This is a genomic window from Sandaracinobacteroides sp. A072 (genome assembly GCF_052616365.1).
This window is the reverse complement of sequence record NZ_JBQXGU010000005.1, coordinates 88,165-113,089: the sequence shown is the minus strand read 5'-3', so window position 1 is coordinate 113,089 and position 24,925 is coordinate 88,165. Positions and strand designations below refer to the sequence as shown.

Below are 24,925 nucleotides of genomic sequence, written 5' to 3'. Positions count from 1 at the left end.
GAAAAACGCCTCTGGAAATCCTCTGGGCTCATATGTTCCACGTGGAACAATCTCAGGCCGCGCGCAACTGCTCCTTGCGCAGATGTGCAAGAAGTGCGGTGATTGCAGCTGGTGATACGCCCCTGACGCGCGCTGCCTGACCAAGCGTCGAGGGTTGAGCTGCAGAAAGCCGCTCGGCCATTTCGTTTGAAAGGCCGGCAATCGCCTTGAAATCTGTTCCACGTGGAACAGTCAGGCTTTCATCGCGGCGCATGCGTTCGACGTCGGCTTCCTGACGCTCAAGATAGACGGCGTAGCGCGCATCGGTGAGCAGCGATTCGGCCACATGTTCGGGCATCTGGGAAAGGTCTGGTTCAAGTGAGAGCAGATGTTCCCATTCCACGCCTGGAAAGCGTGCCCATTCCCATAATGTCCGTGCTGCACCATCCGACTTCACGTGCGGAAGAGCCGAGGCAGCGACCCGACGGGACTTGATGAGCAATTCCGCATGGTCGAGCTGCGCTTTGCGTGCCTCAAACTGGGTTCGCCGTTCCTCGCCGACAATGCCGAAAGACTGCGCCAATGGCGTGAGGCGAAGATCGGCATTGTCCGCACGCAGACGTAGGCGGAATTCGGCGCGGGATGTGAACATGCGATAGGGTTCGGATACGCCATGGGTGACAAGATCATCGATCATGACACCTATATAGCTGGTCGCGCGATCGGGTATCCATGCGCAGCCGGTCGCGTTCAGGCCGGCAACAAGCCCCTGTGCTGCCGCCTCTTCATAGCCAGTCGTTCCATTGACCTGCCCTGCGAGCCACAAGCCGGGTAGTGCTGCCAGTTGCAAGCCTCCATCGAGAGCGCGCGGGTCGATGTGATCATATTCAACGGCATAACCATATTGCGCAATCCGCGCCCTTTCGAGGCCAGGGATTGTCTTCAACAGCGCGTCCTGCACATCGCGCGGCAGGCTGGTGGATATGCCATTTGGGTAGATGAGCGGATCATCCAGGCCTTCCGGTTCCAGGAAGATCTGGTGGCCGTCACGGTCTCCGAAGCGCATCACCTTGTCTTCAACAGAGGGGCAATAGCGGGGACCGACGCCTTCGATACGCCCTGCATACATGGGGGAGCGGTGGATGCTTGACCGGATCAGCGCATGTGTGTTTGCTGTGGTTCGCGTAATGTAGCAATCGACCTGCGGGACAGGGCTTGCCTTTGTCAGCGATGAAAAGAAGCTGGGTTTTTCGTCGCCTGGTTGAACCTCAAGGCGAGACCAGTCGATCGTGCGCCCATCGAGCCTGGGTGGCGTGCCGGTTTTCAGCCTGCCCATCGGCAGATTCATCGCCCGCAAGCGCCTTGCAAGATCGGAAGCGGCGCCCTCCCCTGTCCGGCCGCCGACGCTTTGTTCTTCACCTATGTGCAGAACGCCGCCAAGGAATGTACCTGTGGTGAGGATGGTTGCTCTTGCAAGGCATGGCTGGTCATTGGCAATGACGCCGACGCATTGTCCATCCTTGACGACAATGTCACTGACCTCAGCCTCGATGATGGTTACGCCCGATTCTTCGACCATCTGACGGATGGCTGCGGAATAGCGTTTTCTGTCTGCCTGAGCGCGTGGCCCCTGGACAGCGGCGCCACGGCTGCGATTCAGGAGACGAAACTGGATTCCGGCTGCATCGGCAGCGCGGCCCATGATTCCATCCATTGCATCGATCTCGCGGACAAGATGTCCTTTGCCCAAGCCGCCAATGGCCGGGTTGCAGCTCATCTGGCCGATGTTGTCGCGGCGGAAGGTTATGAGCGCCGTGCTGGCGCCACGACGCGCGGCGGCACAGGCTGCTTCGCAACCTGCATGGCCTCCGCCGATCACGATGACATCCCAGGTCTTCATGTTGGCGCTCTAGCAGATAGGCGCGTTCCAAGGAATATCAGGCGAATGTTCCACGTGGAACATTCCCTATTTTCCGATGCAGAAACGGCTGAAAATGGCGCCAAGGATTGTTTCCGGATCGATGAGGCCGCTCAGACGGCCGAGCGTGTGTGCCGCGCTTCGGAGACGTTCGGCCATGAGGACGATGTCCTGCTCTTTTCGGGCGGATTCCAGATGTGCGAGTGTTTCGGACAGAAGGTGCCCTTGCCTTTCCGTTGTGACGAGAGGCGTTTCTCCGGAGGGAATCTGGCTTGCCGCCCAATTCGCCAACCATGTTTCAAGCGCATCCATGCCTGCCCCGGTTCGGGTTGAAATGTGGAAGGCCCCATCATGAAAGCCCGCTGCCGCGCCGGTGAGGTCGATCTTGCTGATGATGGCAACGCGTTTTTCACCCGCCTGCGGGTCCGGCCCGAGATCGAGGACAAGGTCGGATTCGCTGGCACGCGACCGGGCGCGGGCTATGCCTTCTGCTTCGACAGGATCGGCGGTTTCGCGTAGCCCTGCCGTATCGACCAATGTAACGGGGCGACCTCCGAGATCGAGATGCACTTCGATGAGGTCTCGCGTTGTGCCGGCATGTGGCGTGACGATGGCGACATCCCTTCCAGCCATGGCATTGAGAAGGCTGGATTTTCCGACATTCGGGGCGCCTGTGATGGCGATTGTGAGGCCATGGCGGACACGCTCTGCCAGGCGCTGCGAGCCGAGGGCTGTTCGCATGTCCGTGATCAACGGCTCCAGCCTGTCGCGCCCTTCCCTGCCTGCTGAGCCGGCAACATCGGCTTCGTCGGAAAAGTCGAGATCCGCTTCCAGTTCCGCCATCAGGTCTATCAGTTGTTCGCGCCAGGCTGTGATGCGGCCGCGCAGTCGCCCTTCCGCATTGGCCAGCGCCATGTCCCGCTGGGCTTCGGTTTCGGCCGCGATGAGGTCGGACAGGGCCTCTGCCTGGGTGAGATCGATGCGGCCGGATTCGAAGGCGCGCCGGGTGAATTCACCGGCTTCCGCAGGGCGGCTGCCGAGTTCGACAAGGCTTTGCTGCACGGCAGCGACAACAGCAGGGCTTCCGTGGCAGTGAATTTCGACACTGTCCTCGCCGGTGAAACTGTTGGGGCCAGAGAAAATGACAATGAGAGGCTTATCAATAGGTTGGCCTGATTTTGCTGCATATATGCTGCGCAGCATAAGCTTGCGTTCCGGTGGCAGGTTGCGGTTGCGGGTGAGCTTTCTGACGAGATCGAGGCAGCCTGAGCCTGAGATGCGGATGACGGCAACGCCCGAAGGCGGTGCGCCGGAAGAAAGGGCGTGGATGATATCAGCCATGGGCGTGGAATAGCCGCTGCGCGTGCCTGCTTCGACCGAAAAGCGCTAACTATCTTTACGGCTGCTCAAGGTTTGAGTTCTGGCACGCTTCTGTCTAAAAGAAGGGGCCTTGATTGGCCGAGGAAGTTGCTGCGCGTGGGGCCGCGGGCTGGAATGGGCATTCCATCCCTGAAATGACGCAGTCACCTCGCTCATGCGCACGCCTCAGGTGCGCCTAACAGGAGGATTATCATGAACAAGCTGATTCTTGCGACTGCTGCCGCATGCCTTGCAGGGCCCGTGATGGCGGCGCCGGTCGATCTTTCGAGCTGGACCGCCGAAGGTGGTGGTAACTGGAACCTGCAGCCGGGCAATAATTCCGTTCTGCAGACTGTGAATGGCACGCCAACCGTTTTCTATGGCCCCGGCAATGCACAGGGCCTGCAGCTTTCTGGCACGATCCAGGTGAAAACCACGAGCGACGATGACTTCATCGGGTTCGTGCTGGGCTATCATGCCGGCGATCTGGCTGCGGCTTCCACCAATTTCCTCGTGGTTGACTGGAAACAGACGAACCAGAATTTCTTTGGCTGCCTTGGGCAGGCCGGACTTTCCATTTCGCTGGCAACGCAGGGGCTTGGCGACAATGCCGGCGCATGGTGCCACCAGGGCAATGGCGTGACGGAACTGGCGCGGGCCACGAATCTGGGCGCGACCGGCTGGGTGGACAATCAGGAATATAGTTTCGACCTGATCTTCACCGCTTCCAACGTGCAGGTGTTCGTGGACGGGGTGAAGGAAATCGACATCAACGGCAGCTTTGCTGACGGGGCCTTCGGTTTCTATAACTACAGCCAGTCGAACGTGCTTTATGCGGGCATTACCGAAGACGTTGCGCCGCCTGTGCCGGGCGTTCCCGAGCCGGCGACCTGGGCGATGCTGATCGCCGGTTTCGGCCTTGTGGGCGGTGTTGCACGCCGCCGGCGTGCTGGCCTGCCGCAGGCCTGACCTGCCCGGTTGAACGGAATGGGGCGTGGCGCCTTCCCGGCGCCGCGCCCTTTTCGTTTCTGGCGCCTGGTTTCAGCTGGCCTGGTCAGGCTGCGTTAAGGAAGATGATGGTTAATTGGCTGCCGGTTGTCGGAAAATCTGACGCTTGCGGAGGTGGCGGGCGGATTTTTCCTTGATTTGCATCATGGCTGCGGATGGCATGCTTGTTGCATGGCTATTCATGACGGTGGCTTCGGCCGCAATATGGTATTTTTTGGATGGATATTTCTGCGGCGCGGGGGAAACCTCACGCCGCTTTTTTTTGCGGCCCGCCCTGCCCTTTTCAGCCCTTTGGTTCGGGCTTTGCCTTGCGCTCGGGCTGCGGGCTGCCGGACATTGCGCCCATCATCTTCTGCCAGGCCTCCAGACCCTCGTTCATGCCGGGCATGCCGCGGGCCCAGCCCTGCATCAGGCTGTTCCAGTCTTCCTGGGTGGGACCGTTCATGGCCAGGGAATTCATCCGCTCGACCCAGGCTTCGTGCAGCGGGGTGAGATCGGGCAGGCCGAAAAAGGTGCGGACTTCCTGCGGGGTGGCTTCGATTTCGATCTCGATCTTCACGGGGGCCGCTCCTGTTCCTGATCAGCGGGGGAAATGCACGTCACCCGGCGGGCGGGGTTCGTTGCGAATGAGTTCGGCGCGCACGCGCACGGTGCGCAGGGCGATGCGCACCTCTATCGCGAAGCTTGTGAGGGCCGCCGTGAGGAAGACGAGCGCCAGGATGAAGAGGATGGCGATCAGCTGATCCGGGCGGCTGCGGGTGACAGCGGAAAAGAAGAGCGCGACAATGAGCAGGCTGACGGTGAGTGCGGAACCGACGGCCAGCATGACGGCGCGGTTGGCGAGCACCATTCGCCTGTCGAGCGTAGCAAGTTCCGCGATGGCAGCGGCGCGCATCGGGCCTTCTTCCGGCAGGCTGGTTTCCAGCGTGCGGGCACGATCGATGACGCGGCCGAGGCGGGTCGTGATGACGGCGAGGACCGAGCCGATCGCCGTGAGCAGGAAGACGGGCGCTATGGACAGCTGGATGGTCTGCGCGAACAGCGGCGTGGGGGCGAACGCGGATTCCATGGCTGCATGGGTGCCGGGCAGGGGCGCGGGCTGTCAAGCGGAAGGGTGGAACCGGGGGCAAAAGGGATAGCCGCCCCGGCGACTTGCGCGAGGGCGGCTTTGCGTTCCGGTAAAGGCCGGCGTCTTCGGGCCGGCGTCTTCAGGCCGGTGTCTTCGGGCGGCTTTTCAGGGCGCGCAGTTGATGCACAGCGTGGCCGTGGGAAGGGCTTCGAGCCGGGCCGGGGCGATGGCATCGCCGCAGTTGGCGCAGGTGCCGTAGTTTCCCTCGCGGATGCGGTTCAGCGCGGCGCGGATCTGGCGCGCTTCCTGGACATGGGCGGCTTCCAGCGCTTCGTTTGTTTCCATGTCTTCAAGCTGGTTTGCCTGTTCCTCGGAATCGGCATCGAGCGGCTGGGTGAATTCGCCTTCCAGCTTTTCCACCTCTGCCCCGAGTTCGACGAGGCGGGCTTCGAGGCGCGCCTTGATGGCCTGGTTATCGGGCATGATTCTTCCTGACCGTTCAGGCGGCCTTGCGGGCGGCGTTGATGACTGTGGCGATTTCATCCAGCAGGGCAAGGCGCTGCTTGTGGACCAGTTCAGAGCGTTCATCGGAGGCGGGGTCTTCGCCGGCGTTGATCTTCTGCATGTCTTCGTCGAGCACTTCGAGCTGGCTGGCGAGGTGCTGGAAGTGCCGGTCTTCCTGCTTCAGCTTGCGCATCAGATCCGCATCGGCGGGGAACATGTCGTGGAGGGACTGTGGCAGGTGGGACATGGACAGAACACTTTCACTGTGAGGGGATGTCAGGGCAGGGTAGAGGGGCAGGCGCTGGACTGCAAATGATCTGCATCAAGACGGCGAGCCGGCCGGCGGAAGAAGGCGGGAGGATGGAATGGGCGAGACGGACGCTGTGGGCAAAGGGGTGACCAACAACCGGGCGAAAAGCCGCTATGAGCTGGACGTGGACGGGCATCTGGCCATTTGCGACTATCGGATCGAGGGCGGGCGCATCATCTTTCCGCACACGCTGGTGCCGCGCGCCATCGGCGGACGCGGCGTGGGCTGGCGGCTGGTGACGGCGGCACTGGACGACGCCGAGCGGCAGGGGCTGACCGTGGTGCCGCAGTGCTGGTTCGTGGCGGAGGTGATGGAGAAGCGGGGTGTGGATGGGAGTTGAGTCCTAGAGGGCGCAACGGATAGCTGGCCCTGTTCGATGACAACAGGCGCGTGGCGCGCCACGCCGCCTAGATGGACGCCCCTTGTAACGAGCGGGGCCTGTGGCTCGTGCCTGTCATCCAAGGGATTCGAACCCTCGGCCCCAACCTCAACCTCAACCCCAACCCCAACCCTGGAACGATTGGGGGGCTTTTTCGTTCACTTGCGTTTCAGCAGCGGTTTCAGGTAGCCGCCCGTGTAGCCCTTGGCGCTTTTCACCACCTGTTCCGGCGTGCCTTCGGCCACGACCATGCCGCCGCCGGAGCCGCCCTCGGGGCCCATGTCGATCACCCAGTCGGCGGTCTTGATGACTTCGAGATTATGTTCGATCACCACCACGGAATTGCCCTGTTCCACAAGCGCGTGGAGGACTTCGAGGAGCTTGCGGACATCCTCGAAGTGCAGGCCCGTCGTCGGTTCGTCGAGAATGTAGAGGGTCTTGCCGGTGGAGCGGCGGGCCAGCTCCTTGGCCAGTTTCACGCGCTGCGCCTCGCCGCCTGACAATGTCGTCGCCTGCTGGCCGACATGGACATAGCCGAGGCCCACTTCCTCCAGCATGCGCAGGCGATCCCGGATGGGGGGGACGGCCTCGAACAGTTTCACCGCGTCGCTCACCGTCATGTCGAGCACGTCGGCGATGCTGTGGCCCCTGTGGCGCACCTCCAGCGTCTCGCGGTTGTAGCGCTTTCCGTCGCAGACATCGCACTGGACATAGACATCGGGCAGGAAGTGCATCTCGATCTTGAGCATGCCGTCGCCCTGGCAGGCCTCGCACCGGCCGCCCTTCACGTTGAAGCTGAAGCGGCCGGGCTTGTAGCCGCGCGCCTTCGATTCCGGCAGGCCGGCGAACCAGTCGCGGATGTGGGTGAAGGCGCCGGTGTAGGTGGCCGGGTTCGACCGCGGCGTGCGGCCGATGGGCGACTGGTCGATGTCGATCACCTTGTCGAGATGTTCCAGCCCCTCCAGCACATCATGCGGGCCGGCCGAGACGCGCGCGCCGTTGAGCGCGCGGGCGGCGGCGGGGAAGAGCGTGTCGATCACGAGGCTGGACTTGCCGCTGCCGGATACGCCGGTGACGCAGGTGAAGGTGCCGAGTGGAATGCGGGCGGTGACATCGCGCAGGTTGTTGGCGCGCGCGCCCTTCAGCAGCAGGTGCAGGCCGTTGCCGGGGCGGCGGCTGGCGGGCAGCGGCACGGCGCGGCGGCCCGAGAGATAATCACCCGTGAGGCTGCGCGGGTTTTCGAGAATGTCGGCCAGCGTGCCTTCGGCCACCACCTCGCCGCCGTGGCGGCCGGCGCCCGGCCCCATGTCGACCACATGATCGGCGGTGCGGATGGCGTCCTCGTCATGCTCGACCACCAGCACGGTGTTGCCGAGATCGCGCAGGCGTTTCAGCGTTTCGAGCAGGCGGTCATTATCCCGCTGGTGGAGGCCGATGGAGGGTTCGTCGAGCACATAGAGGACGCCCGACAGGCCGGAGCCGATCTGGGAGGCAAGGCGGATGCGCTGGCTTTCGCCGCCCGAAAGCGTGCCCGAGGTGCGGTCGAGCGAGAGATAGCCAAGGCCTACATTGACGAGGAAGCCGAGGCGCTCGTTGATTTCCTTGAGGATGCGGGCGGCGATCTCGTTCTGCTTGGGGGTGAGGCGGTGGGACAGGTTGCCGAACCATTCGGCGGCCTCGGCCACGGAGCGGCGGGTGCTTTCGGCGATGCTTTCGCTGCTGATCTTCACGCTGAGCGATTCCGGGCGCAGGCGGGCGCCGCCGCAGGCCTCGCACGGGGCGGAGGCCTGGTAGCGGCCCAGTTCCTCGCGCATCCAGGCGGATTCGGTGTCGCGGAAGCGTTTTTCGAGGTTCGCCAGGACGCCGTCGAACGGCTTCTGCACCTCGTAGCGCTTGCGGCCATCTTCAAAGACCAGCGCGATGGGCTTGCCATCGGTGCCGTGGAGGATGGCATCGCGCGTTTCGACCGGGAGGCTGGCCCAGGGCGTGTCGAGCGTGCCGCCGAAGGCGCGGATGACGGAGGAGAGAACCTGCATGTAATAGGGGCTGGGGGGCGAGGATTTCGCCCAGGGGACGACGGCGCCCTCCTTCACCGACAGCCCCTCGTTGGGGACGACCAGATCGGACGCGAAGAACAGCCGTTCGCCAAGGCCGTTGCAGCTGGGGCAGGCGCCCTGCGGCGCGTTGAAGGAGAAGATGCGCGGCTCGATTTCCGGCAGGGTGAAGCCGGAGACGGGGCAGGCGAATTTTTCCGAGAAGGTGATGGTCTCGCCGCTGTCGACCAGATCGACCGTGGCGATTCCATCGGCCAGGCGCAGGGCGGTTTCGAAGCTTTCGGCAAGGCGGCCGGCAATGTCGGGGCGGACGACGAGGCGGTCGACCACCACGTCGATGTCATGCTTCAGCTTCTTGTCGAGCGCGGGCGCGTCCTCGATGTCGTGGATATCGCCGTCGATGCGAAGGCGCTGGAAGCCGGCCTTTTTCCATTCGGCGATTTCGCGGCGGTATTCGCCCTTGCGCCCGCGCACGACCGGCGCGAGCAGAAGCAGGCGCGTGCCTTCGGGCAGGCCCAGCACGCGGTCCACCATCTGGCTGACCGTCTGCGCCGAAATGGGCAGGCCGGTCGCGGGGCTGTAGGGAACGCCGACGCGCGCCCACAGAAGGCGCATGTAATCATAGATTTCGGTGACGGTGCCGACAGTCGAGCGCGGGTTTCGGCTGGTTGTCTTCTGCTCGATGCTGATGGCGGGCGAAAGGCCCTCGATATGATCGACATCTGGCTTCTGCATCAGTTCGAGGAACTGGCGGGCATAGGCAGACAGGCTCTCGACATAGCGGCGCTGGCCCTCGGCATAGATGGTGTCGAAGGCGAGCGAGGATTTGCCGGAGCCGGACAGGCCGGTGATGACGATGAGCCTGTCGCGCGGGAGGTCGATATCGACCGACTTCAGATTATGTTCGCGCGCGCCGCGGACCGAGATGTGGGTGAGAGACATTTGGCCGTTCTACCTCTGTTCCCGGCCGGCGGAAAGGGGCGGGACATGTGCGGCAGGTGGCGCGGCGCCGGGCCAAAGGCAAGGGCCGGACTGGACGGGGCGACGCATTGTTGCAGGCGGATTCCGGCAGGCTTGCCGGAAAGGGGCGGGCGGCGCGGCCCCCTGCCGCGCCGGCCCCGCCTTCGTGACGATCCGCAGGACAGGCCCGTGCGGGTGGACCGGCCTGGCCATCCGGCGCCGGCCGATCCGTAAAGGCCGAGCCGAACGGCCATTGGCGCCGCACTAGTCGGGCTGGGCGCGGCCTGTCTTGGATGGATTCGACAAATGCACTGAAGCAATGGGGTTTTTGCCCGATTCAGCCCTTGCGGACGACGGCGAGGCTGTGGCGGGCGATCATCAGTTCCTCGTCGGCCGGGATGACGCGGGCGATGACGCGGCTTTCGGGCGTGCTGATGATGGCGGCGTTGCGGGCGTTGGCGTGCGCGCAGAGGCGGAGGCCGGTGAAGGCGAGATGGGCGGCGATGCGGGCGCGCATGTCGGGATCATTTTCGCCGATGCCGGCGGTGAAGACGATTCCGTCCAGCCCGCCGAGCGCAACCATCAGGCCGCCCGCCTCGCGCGCGGCGCGCCAGGCGAAGAGGGCGATGGCCTCTTCCGCATGCGGGTCGGTGCAGGCGTGGAGGGCGCGCATGTCGCTGGAGACGCCCGAGACGCCGAGCAGGCCGGACTGGCGGTAGAGAAGCTGTTCCACCTCTTCCGGGGCGAGGCCTTCGTGGCGGATGAGGTGGAGGATGACGCCCGGGTCGATGCTGCCGGTGCGGGTGCCCATCATCAGCCCTTCAAGGGCGGTGAAGCCCATGCTGGTATCGATGCTCTTGCCCGCGCGCATGGCGCACAGGCTGGCGCCGTTGCCGAGGTGGGCGGCGATGACGCGGCCGGATGCCAGCGCCGGGTCTGTCGTGGCGAGGCTGTGGGCGACATGTTCATAGGAAAGCCCGTGGAAGCCGTAGCGGCGCATGCCCTTTTCGGCGTAACGGCGGGGCAGCGGCAGGCGCGCCATGGTTTCGGGCATGTCGTGGTGGAAGGCGGTGTCGAAGCAGGCGACATGCGGCACGCCCGGCAGCAGGCGGCGCAGGGCAGCCAGCGCGGAGAGATTGTGCGGCTGGTGCAGCGGCGCCAGCGGGACGAGCTGTTCGAGCGCGGCGACGAGCGTGTCATCCACCCGCCGGGGCCGGTGAAAATGGCGTCCGCCATGGACGATGCGGTGCCCGACGGCCGCCAGCGTGCGGCCGGGAAGCTGGCCCTTCACCCAGTCGAGCAGGTGGGCGAGGAGGGATTCATGGCTTTCGCCATTGCCGCCGGGCCAGTGGCGATCGACCAGCGGGCTGCCATCGGCCGCGAAGGCGGTGAGGCGGGGGGCCGTGCCGATCCCTTCCAGCTTGCCGCCGCCGGCATGGGCGAGGCTGTCGCCATCGGCCGTGAACAGGGCGAACTTGATGCTGGACGAGCCGGCGTTGATGCTGATGAGGCTTGTTTCCATCATGCGCCTGCCTGGGAGGCCTGGGGAGCCTGGGGGGCCGCGCCGCGCGCCATCAGCACGGCAACGGCCGCCGAAGCGAGGCGGGTGCGCAGCGAATCCGCCCGGCTGGCGAGGATGATGGGGGCGCGTGCGCCGAGCACGATTCCGGCCGCATCCGCGCCGCCCAGGAAGCTGAGCTGCTTGGCCAGCATGTTGCCGGCCTCGATATCGGGGACGACGAGGATCTGGGCGCGGCCGGCGACGGGGGAGACGATGCCCTTTTCTCGGGCCGCGGCTTCGCTGATTGCGTTGTCGAAGGCCAGCGGGCCATCGAGCAGGCCGCCGCTGATCTGGCCGCGATCGGCCATCTTGCACAGCGCCGCCGCATCGAGCGTGGAGCGCATGGCCGGATTCACCGTTTCCACCGCCGACAGGATGGCGACGCGCGGTTCCTCGATGCCCAGCACATGGGCAAGGGCGATGGCGTTGCGGATGATGTCGGCCTTTTCGACGAGGCCCGGCGCGATGTTGATGGCGGCGTCGGTGATGATGAGCGGGCCGGGGTGGCCGGGAACGTCCATCACATAGGCGTGGCTGACCCGGCGCTCTGTGCGCAGGCCACTGGCGGTGGAGAGGACCGCGCCCATCAGTTCGTCGGTGTGGAGCGAGCCTTTCATGAGAAGCCGTGCCGCGCCCTTGCGGACGAGGGCCACGGCCTGTTCCGCTGCTGCATGGCTGTGGGGCGCATCCTCGATGCGGTAGCGGCTTATGTCGGCGCCAGCGGCTTCGGCCGCGGCCCGGATCTTCGCCTGCGGGCCGACGAGGACGGGGGTGATCAGCCCGGCTTCCGCTGCTTCATGGGCGGCGGCGATCGCTGCGGCGCTGCAGGGGTGGGCGATGGCCGTAAGCAGCGGCCCGGAGGCGGCGGCTTCCACCATCAGGCGGCGGAAGGCATCATGGGTGGACAGCCGCACGCCGGGCCTGTCGCCACGCGGGTGGCTGATGACTTCTTCGGGTGCGCGCAGCGTGACCTTGCCGGACAGCACGGCTTCCCCCCTCTGGTTGGTGCCGTGGCAGTCGAGCATGACCCGGCTGCCTTCATCCTGCTTGCCCGTGACGGTGACGGTGATCGTGAGGGTGTCGCCGGGCAGCAGCGGGGCGTGGAAATCCAGCGCCTGGCCCAGATAGGCAGCGCCCGCGCCGGGCAGTTCGGTGCCCAGAAGCGAGGTGAGCATGCCGCCCGCCCAGAGGCCCTGGGCCAGAAGTTCGAATCGTTCCGCGGGGGGCAGGGCGGCATCGCCGGGGTTCAGGTCTCCGCCGGCCAGCGCGAAGAGGCGGATGTCGTCCTCGCCAAGGGTGCGGGTTAGGGTGGCGCGGTCCCCCACGGCGATTTCCGCATAGGTGTGGTTGCGGACGGTGGCGGTCTGGTCGGTATCCGGCATTCGGCTCTCCCTCTGGCCCGGGCCTGTCTAGCCGGCCGGGCCGGGTGGGCCAAGGTGGGGGGGCTTGCGGACAGGGGGCGTTTCGGTTTGATGGTGGCTGGAGAGAGGAAGGAGACCCCGATGACCAAAGCGTGGCCTGCGATGACGATCGCGGAGGCGGTCAAGACGCTGACCGCGCCCGGCATGCCGTTCGAGATGGAGACGGTGACGATCCGTGGCCGCCCGACGCGCAGCTGGAAGAATGCGCCGCCCAGCCTGCAGCATTGTTTCGCCGCCGGGCGCGCGCATGGGGACAGGGTGTTCCTGGTGCACGAAGGCGAGCGCGTGACCTTCGAGGCCTTCGCGCGGGCGACCATCCACCTGGCAACGCACATGCGGCGGCTGGGCGTGAAGAAGGGCGACCGGGTTGCGATCGCCATGCGGAACATGCCGGAATGGCCGGTCGCCTTCTATGCTGGACAGCTGGTGGGCGCGATCTGCACCCCGCTCAACGCCTGGTGGACCGGGCCGGAGCTGGAATATGGCCTGCTCGATTCCGGCGCGGCGCTGCTGGTGGCCGATGGCGACCGATGGGAGCGGATCCGCCCGCACATGGACGTGCTGACGGGGCTGCACCATGTGCTGGTGGCGCGGGGGGGCGACCAGTCGCTCGAGGCGGTGATCGGGCCGCCGATGCGCTGGGCGGACCTGCCCGACGTGCCGACTCCGGAGCCCTTCCTGGAACCGGAGGATGAGGCCACCATCTTCTACACATCGGGGACCACCGGAAAGCCCAAGGGCGCGCTGGGCACCCAGCGCAACATCTGCTCCAACATCCTGTCCAGCGGCTTTTCCGTGGCGCGCAGCTATCTGCGGCGCGGGGAAATGCCGCCCCAGCCCGACCCGGCGGCGCCGCAGAAGGCGATGCTGCTGAGCGTGCCGCTGTTCCACGCCACGGGGTGCCACGCCATTCTGAACGCGACGCTGGTGACAGGCAACAAGCTGGTGATGCAGCGCAAGTTCGATGCCGGCGATGCGCTGCGGCTGATCGAGGAAGAGCGCATCACGTCGGCCGGAGGGGTCCCGACGATTGCCTGGCAGCTCCTGACCCACCCCGACCGGGACAAATACGACCTTTCGAGCCTGGAGGCGATTTCCTATGGCGGCGCGCCTTCGGCCCCCGAACTGGTGCGCCAGATCGGCGCGCGCGGGCTGCACCCGGGCAATGGCTGGGGGATGACGGAGACCAGCGCCACCTTCAGCCACCACATGGCCGAGGATTATCTGGCGCGGCCCGAAAGCGCCGGACCGCCGGTGCCGGTGTGCGATGCCGAGGTGCGAGGCCCCGATGGCCAGGTGCTTCCGCCGGGCGAAGTGGGCGAGCTGTTCGGCTTTGGCCCCAATATCGTGAAGGGCTACTGGAACAAGCCGGAGGCGACCGCCGAGACCTTCCCCGATGGCTGGGTGCGCACCGGCGACCTTGCCACCATCGATGCGGAAGGCTTCATCACCATCGTCGACCGCGCCAAGGACATGCTGATCCGTGGCGGCGAGAACATCTACTGCGTGGAAGTGGAGGGCGTGCTGTGCGAGCACCCCGCCGTGATGGACGCTGCCCTTGTTGGCCGGCCAGACGTGGCGCTGGGGGAGGTGCCTGTCGCCTTCGTGTCGCTGAAACCGGGGATGGAGGCCGAGGAAGTCGGGCTGCAGGCCTTTGTTTCGGAGCGGCTGGCGCGCTTCAAGGTGCCGGTTGCCATTCACATCCGCCACGAGCCGCTGCCGCGCAACGCCAATGGCAAGGTGCTGAAGGCCGATCTGAAGAAGCTGGCCTGAAAATGCTGGCCTGAAAAAGGCCCGGCGCCGTTGGGGTGCCGGGCCTTTTTATTGGCGATAGCCTTGCCGCCTATTCGGCGGCTTCGTCCACCGGCGGCATGTTGTGGCCGAGCAGGCGCAGCACTTCGGCCGCCGATTCCACCACATTGGTGCCGGGGCCGAAGATGGCCTGGACGCCATGTTCGCGCAGGAAATCATAATCGGGCGCGGGGATGACCCCGCCCGCCACGACCTTGATGTCGGGCCGGCCGGCGGCCTTCAGCGCGCCGATGAGGTCTGGCACCAGCGTCTTGTGGCCGGCCGCGAGGCTGGAGGCGCCCACGACATCGGCCCCGAAGGCGAGCGCCGACTGCGCGGCTTCGTCCGGTGTCTGGAAGAGCGCGCCGACTTCGACATCGAAGCCGAGGTCGGCATAGGCGGACGCGACCACCTTGGCGCCGCGGTCGTGGCCATCCTGCCCCATCTTGGCGATGAAGATGCGCGGCTTGCGGCCGTTGCGGGCGGTGAGGCTGTCGATTCCGTCCCTGACCCGCACCGCCAGCGGGTTCTTCGCGAAGCGCGGGCCATAGACGCCGGTCACGGTCTTCACCTGGGCGACGTGGCGGCCGAACACATCCTCGAGCGCATCGGAGATTTCGCCGAGAGAGCAGCGGGCGCGGGCGCAGTCGACCGAAAGGGCGAGCAGATTGCCGTTGGACCGCGCACCTTCGCGCAGCGCATCGAGGGCGGCCTGCGCGCGGGCGTTGTCGCGCGTTTCGCGCATCTTCGACAGGCGGGCGATCTGGGATTCGCGGACCGCCTTGTTGTCGACTTCCAGAAGTTCCGGCGTGTCGTCGTTGGCGGGGCGGTATTTGTTGACGCCCACGATCACGGTTTCGCCGGTATCGACGCCGGCCTGCTTGGCGGCGGCGGCCTTCTCGATTTCGGCCTTGGGCCATCCCGAGTTCACGGCCTTGGTCATGCCGCCCATGGCTTCCACTTCCTGGATGAGGGTCCAGGCCTTGGTTGCCAGTTCCTGTGTCAGCGCCTCGACATAATAGCTGCCGCCGAGCGGATCGACGACCTGGCAGATGCCGGTTTCTTCCTGCAGGACAAGCTGGGTGTTGCGGGCGATGCGGGCCGAAAAGTCGGTCGGCAGGGCGATGGCTTCGTCAAGCGCGTTGGTGTGGAGGCTCTGGGTGCCGCCAAGGGCCGCGGCGAGCGCCTCGACCGTGGTGCGGATGACGTTGTTGTAAGGGTCTTTTTCCTGCAGCGAGACGCCGGAGGTCTGGCAGTGGGTGCGCAGCATCCAGCTGCGCGGATCCTTGGCGCCGAAGCCCTGCATGATGCCCGACCAGAGCATGCGCGCGGCACGCAGTTTCGCCACTTCCATGAAGAAGTTCATGCCGATGGCGAAGAAGAAGGACAGGCGGCCGGCGAAGGCATCGACATCGAGGCCCTGCGCCATGGCGGCGCGGACATATTCCATGCCGTCTGCCAGCGTGAAGGCCAGTTCCTGAACCGCCGTCGCCCCGGCTTCCTGCATGTGGTAGCCGGAAATGGAGATGCTGTTGAACTTCGGCATTTCCTTCGAGGTGAAGGCGATGATGTCCGCGATGATCCGCATCGAGGGTTCGGGCGGATAGATATAGGTGTTGCGGACCATGAACTCCTTCAGGATGTCGTTCTGGATGGTCCCTTCGAGCGCCTTCATGGGAACGCCCTGTTCCTCGGCCGCCACGATGTAGAAGGCCAGGCAGGGCAGGACGGCGCCGTTCATCGTCATGGAGACGGACATCTTGTCGAGCGGGATGCCGTCGAACAGGATCTTCATGTCCTCGATGCTGTCGATCGCGACGCCGGCCTTGCCCACATCGCCGACGACGCGCGGGTGATCGCTGTCATAGCCGCGGTGGGTGGCGAGGTCGAAGGCGACCGAAAGGCCCTTCTGGCCCGCGGCGAGGTTGCGCCGGTAGAAGGCGTTGGATTCCTCGGCCGTGGAGAAGCCGGCATATTGGCGGATGGTCCAGGGGCGGCCGGCATACATGGAGGCGCGCACGCCCCGCGTGTAGGGCTGGAAGCCGGGAAGGCCGGGCCTGATCGCGGGAAGGTCCGCTTCGGTGTAGAGCGGTTTCACGGCGATGCCCTCGGGCGTCTCCCAGGTGAGGTCGCGCCCCTTCACTTCCTTGGCGGCGAGCGCCTTCCAGTCTTCGATCGTCGGTTCGTCTGCCATCACTGCCTCCTTGACTTGCGGGGGGCATGACGCCTTGGCCGCGGGGCTGTCAATCGTGCAATTGGCAGAGGATGGCTGGCCGGGCCGTCCGGCGCGTCTGTCGGTGCGGCTGTCGGCCCGTCTGTCCGGAGGGCTGTGGCGGGGCTGGCCCGATCATGTCGGGCAGCCCTGCCTGTGCCGTTTCGGTAACGCTCTGGCCGCTACCGTTCTGACCTGCGTGTCTTCAGTCCACCATGTCGGCGACGAGGCGGCGCAGGTCGCACCGGCTGAGTGTGCCCGTGTCAGGCCCCGGCACAGGGTGCGGCGCGAGCCGCAGGGTGACGGACCGCGCAGGGGCGAAGGTTCCGGCCATCGGCCGGTGATGTCGTGCATTTTTCATGATACTATCCCGGGCGCGTGCCATGCGCGCCTCTTTCTTTTCGTTTTGTTTCTTGTTTTTCAGGGTGATGTGTGGCGGGCGCGCACCGTGCGCGCCCGGCCATCAGCGGCGGAAGTTCCGCTTTTGCCCGCCGCCGTGGCCCACCGTCTTCTCGCGGAAGATGATGCGGCCCTTTTCCAGATCATAGGGGGTCATCTCGACGATGACCCTGTCTCCCACGACGGAACGGATGCGGTGCTTGCGCATCTTGCCCGCCGTATAGGCGATGATGCGGTGGTCATTTTCCAGACGGACGGCAAAGCGTCCGTCCGGAAGGATTTCCTCGACCACGGCGTCGAGGGTGAGAAGTTCTTCCTTGGCCATTCGTCCTCAGGCTTGCTTGAGATTGACGGCCGACATCTTCCCCCTGCGGTCCTGCTCCAGTTCGTAGCTGACCCGCTGGTCGCGATCGAGCGTGGCCATGCCGGAACGCTCGACTGCGCTGATATGGACGAAGCTGTCGCCCGAACCATCTTCGGCCGAGATGAAGCCATAGCCCTTGTCGGTGTTGAAGAACTTGACGGTACCTGTGAGCATGTGAATTCCTTTCCATGCAATTATCCGGCGGGTGCCCAATTCACGACGTGCGAAATGGGGCGCCGGCGCCATGTTGCTGTGATAGGAAGACTTGCTCTCAGGAGCGCCTTATCGGGCGCAAACTTGGACTTCGACTTCGTCTCAGGCGACGTGAACAGATGGCCATATGGGGCAAATGGGTGGAAATTGCAAGGGCAGGGCGGGGAGGCCGCCGGCTGCGCATGGTTTTCAGGTGATTCCCCAAGGCCCTGGCGCGCCCGTTCACGCGCCCGTTCGCGCAATCCGGCAGGCGGGGGCGGCCGCATGAACGGCCGCCCGAAGGTCCGGTCCGGCGCTCAGTCGAAGTCGATGTCGCCGCCGGCGGGTTCGTCGAGGTAGGGCGTGATGTCGACTGCAGAGAGGGTGGCCGGAGACCATTTCGGCGCGCGGTCCTTGTCGATCAGCTGGGCGCGGACGCCCTCGTAGAAATCATGCCCCGACTTGATGGCGCAGACCATCCGGTATTCCCGCCGCAGGCAGGCCTCGATGCTGTCGCCCCTGCCCTCGACCAGCCCGTGCAGCGTGAGCTTCAGGCTGGTGGGCGACATGGCGCGGATGGTCCTTGCCTGCGCCAGCGCCCAGTCGTCTCCTTCGTCGAGGGAGGAGAGGATGTCTTCGACGGTGTCCTGGCTGAAGTGATAATCGATGCCGTCGCGCAAGGGGCTGATGCCGTCTGACGGGAGATCGGTATCGAAGGTGGCGAGCACATGCCCGACCGTTTCGTGACTGTGTGCGAGCCGCTCGGTCAGGAGGGCGATTTCGGCGGCGGGTACATAATGGGTGCAGTAGCCGATGGCGACGGTATCCGCCCCCTTCACCCGCGCGCCTGTGAGGCCGGCCCAGGTGCCGAGGAAGCCGGGGAAGCGCGGCAGCGCATGGGTGCCGCCGACATCGGGAATGAGGCCGATTCCGGTTTCGGGCATGGCGAAAAGGGTGTTTTCCGTCGCCACGCGATAGGGAGCGTGGACCGAAATGCCGACGCCGCCGCCCATGGAGATGCCATCGACAAGCGCGACATAGGGCTTGGGATAATGGGCGATCGCCTGGTTCATGCGATATTCGTCGTGGAAGAAGCCTTCCCAGTCCGGGCTGCCGGCGCGGCCGGCTGCATGCAGGCCGACGACATCGCCGCCGGCGCAGAAAGCCTTGCCGCCTGCGCCGCGCACCACCACGGCCTCGACGGCGGAATCCGCCGCCCAGCCCATGAGCTGCCGGTGCAGCGCCACGCACATGGCGCGGTTCAGCGCGTTGAGCGCCTGCGGGCGGTTGAGGGTGACGAGGCCGATGCGGCCCTCGCGGGTGAAGAGGATCTCGCCTTCGGGCGTTTCGTTCGTCATGGCGTGTTGCCCTTCTGCTGGTCGCTGGCGCCTTCCTCGACGAAATGGCCCGGCCCCTCGACTTCGACCAGCATCACGCTGGTGGAGAGCCGGGCGAGGAGCTTTCCGTCGGCGTTCGTCATGTCGGCTTCGGCGAAGGTGATGGTGCGGCCGAGCTTGAGCACACGGCCATCGAAGAAGACTTCGGAGTTCATCGGCGCGGGGCCGTAGAAGCTGACCTTGAACTCGATCGTGGGAACGCCGACGCGCCGGCCGGCCTTGACGATGCAGGCGGTGGCGGCGGCATCGTCGAGCGCGGTGGCGATGATTCCACCCTGCAGGTTGCCCATCGGGTTGCACAGCCGCGGCACGGCTTCCATCCGGAAGCGGCAGGTGCCTGCCGCGCTGTCGAGGGCGACCAGTTCCATCCCGAGCAGCGCCGAGGTGGGGGCCTGGCGCTTGCGCATGCGCTGGAGCAGTTCGTCGTCTGGAAGGGACATCAGAGGCTTTCCACAGTTTCGATCCCGAAGGCTTTAAGCGCTGGGCGGTATGGCGCAACACTCTCGGTCCCGCCAGTGAAGATGGCCCGGCCCGGGGGTGCGGGGGCGGGCCAGTGCAGCCCCGACAGCAGGTGCGCGGTGCGCCGGGCTATGCCTTCTGCGCCATCGACGAAGCTGACGGGCCGGCCGGGCAGAAGGGCGCGGGCGGCCTCGGCCAGTTCCTCGGCGACCAGCGGGAAATGGGTGCAGGCCAGCACGATCACATCGATCCTGTCGCCGCCGGGCTGGTGCGCCAGCCCTTCGATCGCGGCGCGGAAGATGGCCGGATCCGGCGTTTTTCCGCGCAGCTTCGCTTCGGCGGCCTCGACCAGTTCGGCCGAGCCATGGCGAAGCACGGTGCAGTCGGCTGCGAAGCGGGCCGAGAGATCGTCGACATAGGGCTGGCGCACCGTGGCGCGGGTGCCGAGCACGCCGATGACGCGCGTTTTCGAGCGTTCGGCCGCTGGCTTTATCGCCGGCACCGTGCCCACGACGGGCAGATCGAGGGCGGCGCGGACATGGGGCAGGGCGATGGTGGAGGCGGTGTTGCAGGCGATGACGATGATGGACGGGTGGACGCGCTCGACCAGCCGGCCGAGAAGGGCGGGCACGCGGGTGGCGATTTCGGCCTCGGTGCGGGTTCCATAGGGGAAGCCGGCGCTGTCGGCGCAATAGACGAGCGGCGCATGGGGAAGCGCGCGGCGCACCGCAGCGAGCACGGACAGCCCGCCGATTCCGGAATCGAGAAAGAGGATGGGGCCGGGGGCCGGGCGTGCCTGCACGCCCTGTCCGGCCGCAGGGTGCTGGCTCAGGAGATGCGCTCCCTGACGTAGCGGCCGGGCGCATCCTCGATGGCGGGAAAGCCGCGCGCCTTGCCGGGCACGCGCGCCTTCACCGTGTCGCCGGACTGCGGCTTCAGCCATGCGATCCAGTCCGGCCACCAGCTTCCCTTCGTTTCGGTGGCGGCGGCGCGGAAGGCGTCGAGCGTTTCGGGAAGTGCGGCACCTTCCGGCAGGGTCCAGTGCTGATATTTGCCGGATGCCGGCGGATTCACGACACCGGCGATGTGGCCGGAGCCGGCAAGCATGAAGCGGACCGGGCCGGAGAGGGTGTGGGCGAGACGGAGGCAGCTGCTGGCCGGGGCGATGTGATCATCCTTTCCGGCCTGGACATAGGCGGGCGTTTTTATCCGGCCGAGATCGATGGGGGCGCCATCCACCGTGACGGCGCCGGGCTGGACCAGCCGGTTCGCGCCGTAGAAGTCGCGCAGGTAGGTGGAGAGGAAGCGGCCGGGAACATGGGTCGGGTCGGAGTTCCAGTAGAGCAGGTCGAAGGGCGCATATTCCTTTCCCTTCAGATAGTTGTTGACCACATAATTCCACATGAGATCGGTTGGCCGGAGCAGGTTGAAGGTGGTGGCGAGCCAGCGGCCGTCGAGATAGCCCTTTTCGGCGGCCATGCGATCGATGGCGTCGAGCATGGCGGGATCGACGAAATGCTTGAGATCCCCCGCGTCGGTGAAATCGACCTGGGCGGTGAAGAAGGTGGCGCTGCGCACCTTTTCGGCTTCGCCCCGGGCGGCGAGCAAGGCGAGCGTGATGGCGAGAAGCGTGCCCGAGACACAATAGCCGATGACATGAGCGGCCGGCGCGCCGGTGGCTTCGCGAACCTTGTCGATCGCGGTGAGCTGGCCTTCGGTGATGTAGGCATCGAGATCGACATCGGCCAGCGCTTCGGATCCTTGCGCCCATGACACCACGAACACGCTCAGCCCCTGGTCCACGGCCCAGCGGATGAAGCTTTTTTCCGGGGTCAGGTCGAGGATGTAGAATTTGTTGATGAAGGGCGGGATGACGAGGAGCGGGATTTCGGCCACCGTCTTCGTCGTCGGCTGATAGTGGATGAGCTGGAACAGCCGGTTCTCGAACACGACCTTGCCGGGCGTGACGGCGACGTTGCGGCCGACTTCGAAGGCCTTTTCATCCGTCATGGTGAGCTGGCCGCGCTTCAGGTCATCGAGCATGTGCGACAGGCCGCGCACCAGGCTTTCGCCTCCGGTCGCCTTCGCTTCCGCCAGCACCTCGGGGTTGAGAGCGGCGAAATTGGCCGGGCTCATAGCGTCGATGAACTGTTTCGCCATGAATTCCATCTTGCGGCGCTCTTCCTCCGGCAGGTGCGCGAAGCTGGCCACGCCTTCGGCCAGATAGTGGCTGGCCAGAAGATAGGAGCGGCGGATGAGGTCATAGACCGGGGCCGCGCCCCAGGCTTCGCCCTGGAAGCGGCGGTCGGCACGTTTGGCCGGGTCTGGCACCAGATCGGCCTTGCCGGTGAGCACCCCGGTCCACAGGCGCATTGAATCGGCCCAGTAATCCCCCGTGAGGCGGGCCAGCGCCGCCGTATCGGCGGTGGCCCAGGTCCTGGCCCAGTTGCCCGCCATATCGCCCCAGAGATCGGCAAGCGATGCCGCTTCGGAATCGGGGCTTGCCTTGCCGGAAAGATGGCCGCCGCTCTTAGCCCAGAATTCCAGCATCATCTGCTGGGCCTTGCCGATCATCCCGGCCATCTGCTCGAAGGACTGGATCGCGTCGGCGGCAGGGTCTTCCGGCTGGCCTGTCATCTCGATGCTCCCCACATCTGCATTCGTCAGCTCTGGTGGATTCCGGTCTGGTGCAGCATGATTGCACCATGGCGAACGGCCCGGCAAGCCGTGCGCAGGGCAGGGCAGGGCGCGAACGGATATTGCCCGACAGCGCCTTTCGACAGCGGATTCCTTGCGAAAAACCGGGCGGATGACTGGCATTTTGCCCGCATCTGCGCCATGGCGTGGCCTGTGGCGGCCGCCGTGTGCGGCCCGCCGCTTCCTGAAATCCGTGCGCCTGCATGATTCTTGCCGGCGCACATGCCCGATGGACTGATGATGGACGAGGAATTCTACCGCATTCGCCGCCTGCCCCCTTATGTCATCGCCGAAGTGAACGCGATGCGGGCAGCCGCGCGCGCACGCGGCGAGGACATCATCGACCTGGGCATGGGCAACCCCGACCTGCCGCCGCCGCCGCACGTGATCGCGAAGCTGGCCGAAGTGGCGGCCAAGCCCGATGCCCATGGCTATTCGGCCTCCAAGGGGATTCCCGGCCTGCGGCGCGCGCAGGCCGGCTATTACCAGCGCCGCTTCGGTGTCGACCTCGATCCGGAGACGGAAGTGGTGGTGACGCTGGGTTCGAAGGAAGGGCTGGCCAATCTGGCGCAGGCGATCACCGCGCCCGGTGACGTGGTGCTGGCGCCCAACCCCAGCTATCCCATCCACACCTTCGGCTTCATCATCGCGGGCGCCACGATCCGCTCGATCCCGACGACGCCGGGACCGGAGTTTTTCGACAGCCTCGAAAGGGCCGTGCGCTTCACCGTGCCCAAGCCGACGGTGATGGTGATCGGCTACCCCTCGAACCCGACGGCCGAGGTGGTGGACCTTGCCTTCTATGCCGATGTCGTGGCCTTCGCGAAGGAGCATGGGCTCTACGTTCTTTCGGACCTGGCCTATTCCGAAATCTATTTCGACGATGTGCCGACGCCCTCCATCCTGCAGGTGCCGGGCGCCAAGGACGTGGCGGTCGAGTTCACCTCCATGTCCAAGACCTATTCCATGGCTGGCTGGCGGATCGGTTTCGCGGTGGGAAACCGCAAGCTGATCGGCGCGCTGACGCGGGTGAAAAGCTATCTGGATTATGGCGCCTTCACGCCGATCCAGGCTGCCGCCGTTGCCGCCATCAACGGCCCGCAGGACATCGTGGAACAGAACCGGCAGCTTTATCGCAAGCGCCGCGACGTGCTGGTGGAAAGTTTCGGCCGCGCCGGATGGGAGATCCCTTCGCCGCGGGCCTCGATGTTTGCCTGGGCGCCGCTGCCGCCGGCGCTGGCGCAGATGGGCAGCCTGGAGTTTTCAAAGCAGCTGCTGACCGAGGCCGGTGTCGCCGTGGCGCCGGGCGTCGGCTATGGCGAGATGGGCGAGGGGTTCGTGCGCATCGCCATGGTGGAAAACGAGCAGCGGCTGCGGCAGGCGGCGCGCAACGTGAAGCGCTTCCTGCAGAAACGCGGCGTGAACGCCCCGGCGCAGTCTGCCGACTGATACCTGCGGCTGATACCGGTGCTTGCGGCGGGGGCTTTCCCCCGCCCCTGCTTTGCGGCTAGGCCATTCCGGGCATTGTGCGGACATCATGTGGAACTGGGACAGAGGTTGAGGAAACGGCTGTGGCAATGAATGGCACCAACACGGAAGCACCCTTGAGAGTCGGCCTTGCGGGGCTTGGCACCGTGGGAGCTGGCGTGATCCGGCTGCTCGATGCCAATGCCGCGCTGATCAGCCGCCGGGCGGGCCGGCCGATCCTGGTGACGGCGGTGTCCGCGCGGGACCGTTCCCGCGATCGCGGCGTCGACCTCGGCCGCTTCGCCTGGGAAGAAGATGCGGCCTCGCTGGTGCTGCGCGACGATGTGGATGTCGTGGTGGAACTGATGGGCGGCGCCGACGGCCCGGCCCTGACGCTGGCGCGCGGGGCGCTTCATGCCCACAAGCCCTTCGTGACGGCCAACAAGGCGATGCTGGCCCATCATGGGCTGCTGCTGGCCGAACTGGCCGAAAGCGCCGGCACGCCTTTCAAGTTCGAGGCGGCGGTTGCCGGCGGCATTCCGGTGATCAAGGGCCTGCGCGAAGGTGCTGCCGCCAATGCCCTGAGCCGGGTCTACGGCATTCTGAACGGCACCTGCAATTACATCCTGACCCGCATGGAGAAGGAGGGGCTGGAGTTCGCGGACGTGCTCGCCGACGCCCAGCGCCTTGGCTATGCCGAGGCCGACCCCAGCTTCGACATCGACGGGGTGGACGCCGCCCACAAGCTTTCCATCCTGGCCAGCATCGCCTTTGGCTCGCGCCCGGATTTCGCCGCCGTGGAAACGGGCGGCATCCGCGACATCCGCCTTGCCGATCTGAAGCAGGCGGCGGCCCTTGGCTTCAAGGTGCGGCTGGTGGGCCTTGCCGAGGATATCGGCGGCGCGCTGCTGCAGCGCGTGCATCCGAGCCTCGTGCCGCTGGGTCATCCGCTCGCCGCTGTCGAGGGGCCGACCAACGCCGTGGTGGCCGAGGGCAATTTCGTCGGCCGGCTTTCCTTCATCGGGCCGGGCGCTGGCGAAGGCCCGACGGCGAGCGCCGTGGTGGCCGACCTCATCGACATCGCCCGGGGCGAGGCCGGCCCTGCCTTCGCCATGCCGACGGATGCGCTCGTGCCCATGGCGCCCGCCGGGCGCGACGCCCGTTCGGGTCGCTATTATCTGCGCCTTCAGGTGCTCGACCAGCCGGGCGTGCTGGCGGACCTGACGGCGGCGCTGCGCGACAGCGGCGTCTCGATCGAAAGCCTGATCCAGCCGGCAGGCGGGGCCGATGGCACCGCCCTGGTGGTGATGGTGACCCATGATTGCGCCGAGGCGGCCGTTCTGGCTGCCCTGGAGACAATGGCCGGCCTGTCCTCGGTGTCCGGCGCCCCGCTTTTCATGCCCATTCTGCCTCACGAAGGATGAC

At 65.8% G+C, this 24,925-nt stretch carries 22 protein-coding genes; 5 read left to right on the top strand and 17 right to left on the bottom strand.

Translation table 11 applies throughout. From position 1 onward, the window contains the following. Positions 1-52: 52 nt before the first annotated feature. On the bottom strand, positions 53-1,879 hold the full coding sequence (gene mnmG, locus ACUJ46_RS12295; RefSeq protein ID WP_445390787.1) for a tRNA uridine-5-carboxymethylaminomethyl(34) synthesis enzyme MnmG: 1,827 nt from the start codon (positions 1,877-1,879) through the stop codon (positions 53-55). A gap of 66 nt (positions 1,880-1,945) precedes the next feature. Next, positions 1,946-3,238 (bottom strand): tRNA uridine-5-carboxymethylaminomethyl(34) synthesis GTPase MnmE, encoded by a 1,293-nt coding sequence (mnmE, locus tag ACUJ46_RS12290; RefSeq protein ID WP_445390786.1) that lies wholly within the window; start codon positions 3,236-3,238, stop codon positions 1,946-1,948. Positions 3,239-3,469: 231 nt separating this feature from the next. Between mnmE and ACUJ46_RS12285 the strand changes: the two genes are divergently transcribed. Beyond that, the gene (locus tag ACUJ46_RS12285; RefSeq protein WP_445390785.1) at positions 3,470-4,225 is read left to right on the top strand and encodes a PEPxxWA-CTERM sorting domain-containing protein; all 756 of its coding nucleotides are present in this window, start codon (positions 3,470-3,472) and stop codon (positions 4,223-4,225) included. A 322-nt stretch (positions 4,226-4,547) separates the two neighbouring features. Here ACUJ46_RS12285 and ACUJ46_RS12280 read toward each other — a convergent pair whose 3' ends face one another. The 4 genes from ACUJ46_RS12280 to ACUJ46_RS12265 form a co-directional block, all read right to left on the bottom strand. After that, entirely contained in the window at positions 4,548-4,823 is a 276-nt protein-coding gene (locus ACUJ46_RS12280; protein WP_445390784.1) for a DUF6489 family protein, read from the bottom strand. 21 nt (positions 4,824-4,844) lie between these two features. Continuing rightward, positions 4,845-5,333 carry a DUF2721 domain-containing protein gene (locus ACUJ46_RS12275; protein ID WP_445390783.1) on the bottom strand — a complete coding sequence of 163 codons (489 nt, stop codon included), beginning with the start codon at positions 5,331-5,333 and terminating at the stop codon, positions 4,845-4,847. A gap of 165 nt (positions 5,334-5,498) precedes the next feature. After that, complete coding sequence (locus tag ACUJ46_RS12270) at positions 5,499-5,816, bottom strand: TraR/DksA family transcriptional regulator (RefSeq protein WP_445390782.1); 318 nt, start codon at positions 5,814-5,816, stop codon at positions 5,499-5,501. Between the two features lie 16 nt (positions 5,817-5,832). Beyond that, positions 5,833-6,084 carry a YdcH family protein gene (locus tag ACUJ46_RS12265; RefSeq protein WP_445390781.1) on the bottom strand — a complete coding sequence of 84 codons (252 nt, stop codon included), beginning with the start codon at positions 6,082-6,084 and terminating at the stop codon, positions 5,833-5,835. Between the two features lie 118 nt (positions 6,085-6,202). Between ACUJ46_RS12265 and ACUJ46_RS12260 the strand changes: the two genes are divergently transcribed. Further along, on the top strand, positions 6,203-6,487 hold the full coding sequence (locus ACUJ46_RS12260; protein ID WP_445390780.1) for a GNAT family N-acetyltransferase: 285 nt from the start codon (positions 6,203-6,205) through the stop codon (positions 6,485-6,487). Positions 6,488-6,684: 197 nt separating this feature from the next. Here the strand turns inward: ACUJ46_RS12260 and uvrA are convergent, their stop codons facing one another. From uvrA to ACUJ46_RS12245, 3 genes are all read right to left on the bottom strand, one after another. Further along, positions 6,685-9,522, bottom strand: coding sequence for an excinuclease ABC subunit UvrA (gene uvrA, locus ACUJ46_RS12255; RefSeq protein ID WP_445390779.1), 2,838 nt, complete (start codon positions 9,520-9,522; stop codon positions 6,685-6,687). A gap of 355 nt (positions 9,523-9,877) precedes the next feature. Further along, positions 9,878-11,065 (bottom strand): acetate/propionate family kinase, encoded by a 1,188-nt coding sequence (locus ACUJ46_RS12250; RefSeq protein WP_445390778.1) that lies wholly within the window; start codon positions 11,063-11,065, stop codon positions 9,878-9,880. Beyond that, positions 11,062-12,483 (bottom strand): bifunctional enoyl-CoA hydratase/phosphate acetyltransferase, encoded by a 1,422-nt coding sequence (locus tag ACUJ46_RS12245; protein WP_445390777.1) that lies wholly within the window; start codon positions 12,481-12,483, stop codon positions 11,062-11,064. Before ACUJ46_RS12245 ends, ACUJ46_RS12250 begins: the two co-directional genes overlap by 4 nt. Positions 12,484-12,603: 120 nt before the next feature. On the opposite strand from ACUJ46_RS12245, the gene ACUJ46_RS12240 reads away from it, so the two are divergent. Then, complete coding sequence (locus tag ACUJ46_RS12240; RefSeq protein WP_445390776.1) at positions 12,604-14,295, top strand: class I adenylate-forming enzyme family protein; 1,692 nt, start codon at positions 12,604-12,606, stop codon at positions 14,293-14,295. A 70-nt stretch (positions 14,296-14,365) separates the two neighbouring features. Here ACUJ46_RS12240 and scpA read toward each other — a convergent pair whose 3' ends face one another. The 8 genes from scpA to ACUJ46_RS12200 form a co-directional block, all read right to left on the bottom strand. Then, positions 14,366-16,507, bottom strand: a complete 2,142-nt coding sequence (scpA, locus tag ACUJ46_RS12235; protein WP_445390775.1) for a methylmalonyl-CoA mutase — start codon at positions 16,505-16,507, stop codon at positions 14,366-14,368. 223 nt (positions 16,508-16,730) lie between these two features. Then, positions 16,731-16,886, bottom strand: coding sequence for a hypothetical protein (locus ACUJ46_RS12230; protein ID WP_445390774.1), 156 nt, complete (start codon positions 16,884-16,886; stop codon positions 16,731-16,733). Positions 16,887-16,988: 102 nt separating this feature from the next. Further along, positions 16,989-17,249 carry a translation initiation factor IF-1 gene (infA, locus tag ACUJ46_RS12225; RefSeq protein WP_445390773.1) on the bottom strand — a complete coding sequence of 87 codons (261 nt, stop codon included), beginning with the start codon at positions 17,247-17,249 and terminating at the stop codon, positions 16,989-16,991. A gap of 6 nt (positions 17,250-17,255) precedes the next feature. Further along, positions 17,256-17,462 (bottom strand): cold-shock protein, encoded by a 207-nt coding sequence (locus ACUJ46_RS12220; protein WP_445390772.1) that lies wholly within the window; start codon positions 17,460-17,462, stop codon positions 17,256-17,258. A 335-nt stretch (positions 17,463-17,797) separates the two neighbouring features. After that, the gene (locus ACUJ46_RS12215) at positions 17,798-18,838 is read right to left on the bottom strand and encodes an enoyl-CoA hydratase/isomerase family protein (protein WP_445390771.1); all 1,041 of its coding nucleotides are present in this window, start codon (positions 18,836-18,838) and stop codon (positions 17,798-17,800) included. Then, positions 18,835-19,317: a PaaI family thioesterase gene (locus ACUJ46_RS12210; RefSeq protein WP_445390770.1), complete on the bottom strand. Its 483-nt coding sequence runs from the start codon at positions 19,315-19,317 to the stop codon at positions 18,835-18,837. Before ACUJ46_RS12210 ends, ACUJ46_RS12215 begins: the two co-directional genes overlap by 4 nt. After that, positions 19,317-20,138: a glutamate racemase gene (gene murI / locus ACUJ46_RS12205; RefSeq protein WP_445390769.1), complete on the bottom strand. Its 822-nt coding sequence runs from the start codon at positions 20,136-20,138 to the stop codon at positions 19,317-19,319. The genes ACUJ46_RS12210 and murI overlap by 1 nt, the downstream gene beginning before the upstream one ends. 26 nt (positions 20,139-20,164) lie before the next feature. Continuing rightward, positions 20,165-21,973 (bottom strand): PHA/PHB synthase family protein, encoded by a 1,809-nt coding sequence (locus ACUJ46_RS12200; protein WP_445390768.1) that lies wholly within the window; start codon positions 21,971-21,973, stop codon positions 20,165-20,167. Between the two features lie 300 nt (positions 21,974-22,273). Between ACUJ46_RS12200 and ACUJ46_RS12195 the strand changes: the two genes are divergently transcribed. Beyond that, positions 22,274-23,482, top strand: a complete 1,209-nt coding sequence (locus ACUJ46_RS12195; protein ID WP_445390806.1) for an LL-diaminopimelate aminotransferase — start codon at positions 22,274-22,276, stop codon at positions 23,480-23,482. A 128-nt stretch (positions 23,483-23,610) separates the two neighbouring features. Next, positions 23,611-24,924, top strand: a complete 1,314-nt coding sequence (locus ACUJ46_RS12190) for a homoserine dehydrogenase (protein ID WP_445390805.1) — start codon at positions 23,611-23,613, stop codon at positions 24,922-24,924. Position 24,925: the final 1 nt, after the last annotated feature.